The organism is Acidovorax sp. (assembly GCF_046314175.1).
Lineage (GTDB): Bacteria > Pseudomonadota > Gammaproteobacteria > Burkholderiales > Burkholderiaceae_C > Acidovorax.
The window spans coordinates 36,310-42,742 of record NZ_JBKBXG010000046.1; the positions used below are offsets into that span (position 1 = coordinate 36,310).

6 protein-coding genes are annotated in these 6,433 nt (G+C 64.5%); 5 read left to right on the plus strand and 1 reads right to left on the minus strand.

Annotation, left to right across the window (positions count from 1 at the left end; translation table 11 throughout):
- Positions 1 to 6 precede the first annotated feature (6 nt).
- Both ACK4OE_RS14490 and ACK4OE_RS14495 read left to right on the plus strand, forming a co-directional pair.
- Positions 7 to 948 carry a CysB family HTH-type transcriptional regulator gene (locus tag ACK4OE_RS14490; RefSeq protein ID WP_010458783.1) on the plus strand — a complete coding sequence of 314 codons (942 nt, stop codon included), beginning with the start codon at positions 7 to 9 and terminating at the stop codon, positions 946 to 948.
- Between the two features lie 55 nt (positions 949 to 1,003).
- The gene (locus ACK4OE_RS14495; RefSeq protein WP_409885513.1) at positions 1,004 to 2,176 is read left to right on the plus strand and encodes a pyridoxal phosphate-dependent aminotransferase; all 1,173 of its coding nucleotides are present in this window, start codon (positions 1,004 to 1,006) and stop codon (positions 2,174 to 2,176) included.
- A gap of 21 nt (positions 2,177 to 2,197) precedes the next feature.
- Here the strand turns inward: ACK4OE_RS14495 and ACK4OE_RS14500 are convergent, their stop codons facing one another.
- The gene (locus ACK4OE_RS14500) at positions 2,198 to 3,100 is read right to left on the minus strand and encodes a DMT family transporter (RefSeq protein WP_409885514.1); all 903 of its coding nucleotides are present in this window, start codon (positions 3,098 to 3,100) and stop codon (positions 2,198 to 2,200) included.
- 521 nt (positions 3,101 to 3,621) lie between these two features.
- Here ACK4OE_RS14500 and kdpF point away from each other — a divergent pair.
- From kdpF to ACK4OE_RS14515, 3 genes are all read left to right on the plus strand, one after another.
- Complete coding sequence (gene kdpF / locus ACK4OE_RS14505; protein ID WP_409885518.1) at positions 3,622 to 3,702, plus strand: K(+)-transporting ATPase subunit F; 81 nt, start codon at positions 3,622 to 3,624, stop codon at positions 3,700 to 3,702.
- Positions 3,699 to 5,492, plus strand: coding sequence for a potassium-transporting ATPase subunit KdpA (kdpA, locus tag ACK4OE_RS14510; RefSeq protein WP_409885515.1), 1,794 nt, complete (start codon positions 3,699 to 3,701; stop codon positions 5,490 to 5,492). Before kdpF ends, kdpA begins: the two co-directional genes overlap by 4 nt.
- Before the next feature lie 21 nt (positions 5,493 to 5,513).
- Positions 5,514 to 6,433 (plus strand): HAD-IC family P-type ATPase (locus tag ACK4OE_RS14515; RefSeq protein ID WP_409885516.1); only part of this gene is annotated, 920 nt, incomplete at its 3' end.

Consider the following 6,433-nt stretch of genomic DNA (forward strand, 5'->3'; position numbering starts at 1 on the left):
TCAGATATGAACCTGCACCAGTTCCGCTTCGTTCAAGAGGCCGCCCGCCGTAACCTCAACCTGACCGAAGCCGCAAAGGCCCTGCACACCTCCCAGCCCGGCGTATCCAAGGCCATCATCGAGCTGGAAGAAGAACTGGGCGTGGACATCTTTGCCCGCCACGGCAAACGGCTCAAGCGCATTACCGAGCCGGGCCAGCACGTGCTCAAAAGCATCGAAGTCATCATGCGCGAGGTGGGCAACTTGAAGCGCATCGGCGAACAGTTCAGCGCACAAGACAGCGGCACCCTCAGCATCGCCACCACCCACACCCAGGCCCGCTACGTGCTGCCCGTGCCCGTGGCCCGTCTGCGCGAGGCCTACCCCAAGGTCAACATCAGCCTGCACCAGGCCACGCCGCACGAAGTGGCGCGCATGGTGATCGACGAAGTGGCCGAGATCGGCATGGCCACCGAGTCGCTGGCCGACTACCCCGAACTCGTCACCCTGCCCTGCTACGAATGGCAGCACGTGCTGGTGGTGCCCAACGACCACCCGCTGGCGCAGAAGGAACGCATCGGCCTGGACGACCTGGCGCATGAGGCGCTGATTACCTACCACCCCTCGTTCACCGGCCGGGGCAAGATCGACCAGGCCTTTGCCGCCCGCAAGCTTCAGCCGCGCATCGTGCTCGAAGCCATCGACTCGGACGTGATCAAAACCTACGTGCGCCTGGGCCTGGGCATCGGCATCGTGGCCGAGATGGCCATGCGCGACGACCCGGTGGGCGACCTGGCCGTGCGCCCTGTGGGCCACCTTTTCGGGCAGAGCGTGGCACGCGTTGCCTTCAAGCGCAGCGCCTACCTGCGCAACTTTGTCTATAAATTTGCCGAACTGCTCAGCGACCGGCTGAGCCGTGACCTCATCGCCCGAGCGATGACGGGGCACGTCAACGACTATGAGCTGTGACTTCGCCGTAGTTCGCCTGTCTTCAAAACACCTTTGATTTTTACGTTGTTGCGCCATGACCCAAGCTAACGCTGCCGCCCGCACCCCAGCCTTCCCCAGCAAGCTGCCCCACGTCGGCACCACCATCTTCACGGTGATGTCGGCCCTGGCCAACGAACATAAGGCCGTCAACCTGGGCCAGGGCTTCCCCGACTTTGAATGCGCCCCTGAGCTGGTGAACGCCGTCACCGCCGCCATGCAGGCCGGCCACAACCAGTACCCACCCATGCCCGGCGTGCCAGTGCTGCGCGAGGCCGTGGCCCGCAAGATCGAAGCGCTGCATGGCCGCGCCTACAACCCCAACACCGAAATCACCATCACCGCCGGCGCCACGCAGGCCATCATCACCGCCATCCTGGCCGTCGTGCACCCGGGCGACGAGGTCATCGTGCTCGACCCGTGCTACGACAGCTATGTACCCAACATCGATCTGGCCGGCGGCAAGGCCGTGCGCGTGCCGCTCACGCCCGGCACCTTCCGCCCTGACTTTGCCAAGATCAGCGCGGCCATCACGCCCCGCACCCGCGCCATCGTCATCAACAGCCCGCACAACCCCAGCGCCACCATCTGGACGGCCGAGGAAATGCGCCAGCTCGAAGACCTGCTCACCCCCACCGACATCCTGCTCATCAGCGACGAGGTGTACGAGCACATGGTGTTCGACGGTGCCGAGCACCAAAGCGCCGCACGCTTTGCGGGCCTGGCCGCCCGCGCCTTCATCGTGTCGAGCTTTGGCAAGACCTTCCACGTCACGGGCTGGAAGGTCGGCACCTTGGCGGCCCCCCCAGCGCTGACGGCCGAGTTTCGCAAGGTGCACCAGTTCAACGTGTTCACCGTCAACACGCCCATGCAGCACGGCCTGGCCGCCTACCTGCAAGACCCCACGCCCTACCTGCAGCTGCCCGCGTTCTACCAAGCCAAGCGCGACCTGTTCCGCGAGGGCCTGGAGGGTTCGCGCTTCAAGTTGCTGCCCAGCACAGGCAGCTACTTCCAGTGCGTGGACATTTCGGCGATCAGCGATCTAAACGAAGCCGACTTCTGCCAGTGGCTCACCCGTGAAGTGGGCGTGGCGGCGATTCCGTTGTCGGCGTTCTACGGCGACGGCTTTGACCAGCGCGTGGTGCGCTTTTGCTTTGCCAAGAAGGACGACACCCTGCGCGCCGCGCTGGAGCGGCTGCGCAAGCTGTGATCCGCATGGCCTTTGAAGACGCTACCGGGTCTGCCGCGCCAGCCACACGCCCGCAGCCGCCAGCGCCATCCCCGCCAGCGCCCAACCGCTGAGCGTTTCACCAAACATCGCCCAGGCGATCAGCGCCGTGGTGGGCGGGGTCAGGTAGAACAGGCTGGCCACGTTCACCGCGCCGCCCCGGCGGATGAGCAGGTTCAGCAGGCTCACGGCCCCCAGTGAGAGCACGAGCACCAGCCAGCCCAGCGCAAACACAAACTCGCCGGTCCACGATATGGCCATGGATTCGGTCGCGTAGGCGACCACGGCCATGGCCACGGCACAGGGCAGGTACTGGATGACCGAGCCGGTGCGCAAGTCGAACGAGGGGCAGAACCGCTTCTGGTACAGCGTGCCCGCCGTGATGCCCAGCAGCGCGACCACAGCGGGCAGCAGCATGCCCAGCAAAGCGCCCCCAGGCACGGTAGCCACCTTACCGGCCACCACCAGCGCCACACCCGTAAAGCCCAGGGCCAGGCCCGCCCACTGGGCAGGCCGCACCTTCTCGCCCAGCAAAGCCCCGGCCACCAGGGCTGTCAGCAGTGGCTGCAACCCCACCACCAGCGCCGTGATGCCCGATGGCAGCCCATGCCCAATGGCGATGAACACCCCACCCAGGTACACGCCGTGCACCAGCAGGCCCGACACACCGATGTGCAACCAGGCCTTGCCCGACGGCGGCCAGGGTGCACGCGCTACCGCCACGACGGCCAGCATGAGCACGATGACGATGGCAAACCGCAGCGCCAAAAACGTCAGCGGCTCCACATACGGCAGCCCCAGCTTGGCGCCGATAAAGCCCGTGCTCCAGAGCGCAACAAACAGGAGAGGGACAAGCGAATCGATGGGACTGGAAGCGCTGGGACGGGGCGGTGTGGCCTGGGTCATGGAGGAAAGAAGCGAATGCAGGGTGGGGATGATCGCAGCTTGCGAGCTTCTGTGCTCCAGGCCGACGTACGCACTCTCGAGAACCGTGATGAGAAGGGGCAGGTATCAGTCTCTGAGTGCGTGCGACACCCTCAAAGGCGCGCAGCCGCAAAGACACCAGGCGCCAGTGCAAGACCGGCAATTCGGTGGTCCACAGAGAAAATATGAATAAAAACATCCTCTAGCGCTTGACTATCAAGCGCCTATAGCTATTACTTTAATAGCAAATCACAACCCCCCTTTCGGTCGACCCGGCCCTGTTGCATCCACCTCTTGATGCGTTCTTGATACCCCGCCCCCCACTCTTGCGCCCATCTTGATGCGGCCGTTCCTAGCATCGGTTCATGACTCAAGGAGGACGATATGGACTTGGTTTTTATGGCGGTGGGAGGCCTGCTCTGGCTGACCATCTATGGATTGGCAAAGGGCTGCGCGCTGCTGCAACGGCAGGCGCAAGGGGGGCGGTCATGACCAGCGGCTGGATGATTCTGGCGGCCGTGCTTGCTGCAGGCCTCTTCGTATACCTGGTGGCAGTGTTGCTGCGTCCGGAGGACTTCTCGTGAGTACCGGTACCTGGCTGCAATTGGCAGTGTTCATGGCACTGCTGCTGGCGCTGGCCTGGCCGCTGGCGCGTTATATCGACGGCGTGATGGCAGGCCGATTTGCCTTGGGGCGGCGGCTGGAAGGGCCGTTGTTCAAGCTGGCCGGTGTACGGCCTGATGAAGAAACCGGCTGGCTGCGCTACGCGCTGGGCCTGCTGGTGTTCAACGGCCTGGGCGTGCTGGCCGTGTATGCGCTGCAGCGCTGGCAGGCGGTGTTGCCACTCAACCCGCAGGCCATGGCCGCAATCACCCCGGATTCCGCGCTCAACACCGCCATTAGCTTTGTTACCAACACCAACTGGCAGGGCTACGGCGGCGAAAGCAGCATGAGCTACCTCACGCAGATGCTGGGGCTGACGGTGCAGAACTTCCTGTCTGCCGCCACGGGCATTGTGGTGGTAGTGGCGCTGGTGCGCGGGTTTGCGCGGCATTCCGTGCAAAGCATTGGCAATGTGTGGGTAGACCTGACCCGCACCACCCTGTGGGTGCTGCTGCCGGTGGCGTTGGTGCTTGCCACCGTGTTCGCAGGCCAGGGGGTCATTCAGAACCTGTCGTCCTATACCGAGGTGCAGACCCTGGAACCCGTGAGCTACCAGGCGCCCAAGCTGGATGCCGCAGGCGAGCCGGTGCTGGATGCCCAGGGCGCAGCGGTGACCGAGGCCACCACCCAAACCACGCAGTCGCTGGCCATGGGGCCGGTAGCGTCGCAACTGGCCATCAAGATGCTGGGCACGAATGGGGGCGGCTTCTTCAACGCCAACTCGGCCCATCCGTTCGAGAACCCTTCACCTGCCAGCAACCTGCTGCAGATGCTGGCCATCTTCCTGATCCCCGCCGCGCTGTGCCTTGTGTTTGGCCGCATGGTGGGCGACGAACGCCAGGGCTGGACCATTCTGGCCACCATGAGTTTGTTGTTCGTGGTGGCGGTGGTCGCGGCCACCACCTTTGAGCAGCAGGGCAACCCGTTGCTGGCCTCGCTGGGCGTGGACCAAGCCGTCAGCACATTGCAGGCCGGCGGCAACATGGAAGGCAAGGAGACACGCTTTGGCATCGTCACCTCGGCGCTGTTTGCCGTCATCACCACGGCCGCCAGCTGCGGCGCGGTGATTGCCATGCACGACAGCTTTACCCCGCTGGGCGGCATGGTGCCGATCGTGCTCATGCAGTTGGGCGAAGTGGTGTTCGGCGGCGTGGGCTCGGGCCTGTACGGCATGCTGGTGTTCGCCATCATGGCCGTGTTCATTGCGGGGCTGATGATTGGCCGCACGCCTGAACACCTGGGCAAGAAGATCGAGGTGCATGAGATGAAGCTCGTCTCCATCGCCATCCTCGTCACCCCGCTGCTGGTGCTGCTGGGTACGGCTGTGGCCGTGATGAGCGAGCCGGGTCGCGCTGGGATGGCCAACCCCGGAGCGCATGGCTTCTCTGAAGTGCTGTACGGCCTTTCATCAGCCGCCAACAACAACGGCAGTGCCTTTGCAGGCCTGTCGGCCAACTCCCCTTTCTACAACACGCTGCTGGCTGTGGCCATGTGGCTGGGGCGCTTTGGCGTGATTGTTCCGGTGCTTGCCATGGCCGGGTCCCTGGCCGCCAAGAAGCGCGCCACCGCCACCGATGGCACCCTGCCCACGCACGGCCCGCTGTTTGTGGTGCTGCTGGCGGGCGTAGTGCTGCTGGTGGGTTTGCTGAACTATGTGCCCGCGCTCGCGCTGGGCCCCGTGGTCGAGCATTTGATGCTCTGGCCACGTTAAGAAGATAGCTGGGAGATTGTGATGAGTCGCAAGACATTGACCCTGTTCGACCCCGCACTGGTACGCCCTGCGCTGCTGGAGGCTTTCAAGAAGCTGGACCCGCGCGTGCAGTGGCGCAACCCGGTGATGTTTGTGGTGTACGTAGGCAGCGCCTTCACCACCGCGCTGGCCGCCAGCAAACCCGAGGCCTTCACTGCCGCCGTGGCCCTGTGGCTGTGGTTCACGGTGCTGTTTGCCAACTTTGCCGAAGCCATGGCCGAAGGCCGTAGCAAGGCCCAGGCGGCATCGCTGCGTGGCCTGAAAAAGCAGACCTGGGCCAAGAAGCTGGACGGCCAATTCGACCGCAACACCCCACGCACCGCCATGACCTGGCTGCCGCTGGAAGCCAGTAACCTGCGCAAGGGTGATGTGGTGCTGATTGAAGCGGGCGACGTCATACCGGCCGACGGCGAGGTGATCGACGGCGTGGCCTCGGTGGACGAAAGCGCCATCACCGGCGAATCCGCCCCGGTGATCCGCGAATCGGGCGGAGACTTCTCGGCCGTGACCGGCGGCACCCGCGTGTTGTCGGACTGGATCGTAGTGCGCGTGGCCGTGAACCCCGGCGAAACCTTTGTAGACCGCATGATCGCCATGGTCGAGAACGCCAAGCGCCAAAAGACGCCCAACGAGATCGCGCTGACCATCCTGCTGGTGGCGCTGACCATCGTATTTCTGGGCGTCGTCGTCACGCTGCTGCCATTTTCCATGTTCAGCGTGCAGGCCAGCGGCGCGGGCGAGCCCGTGAGCCTGGTGGTGCTGGTGGCCCTGCTGGTGTGCCTGATCCCCACCACCATCGCGGGCCTGCTCAGCGCCATCGGCGTGGCGGGTATGAGCCGCATGATGCAGGCCAATGTGATAGCTACCTCAGGCCGCGCCGTGGAGGCTGCGGGCGACGTGGA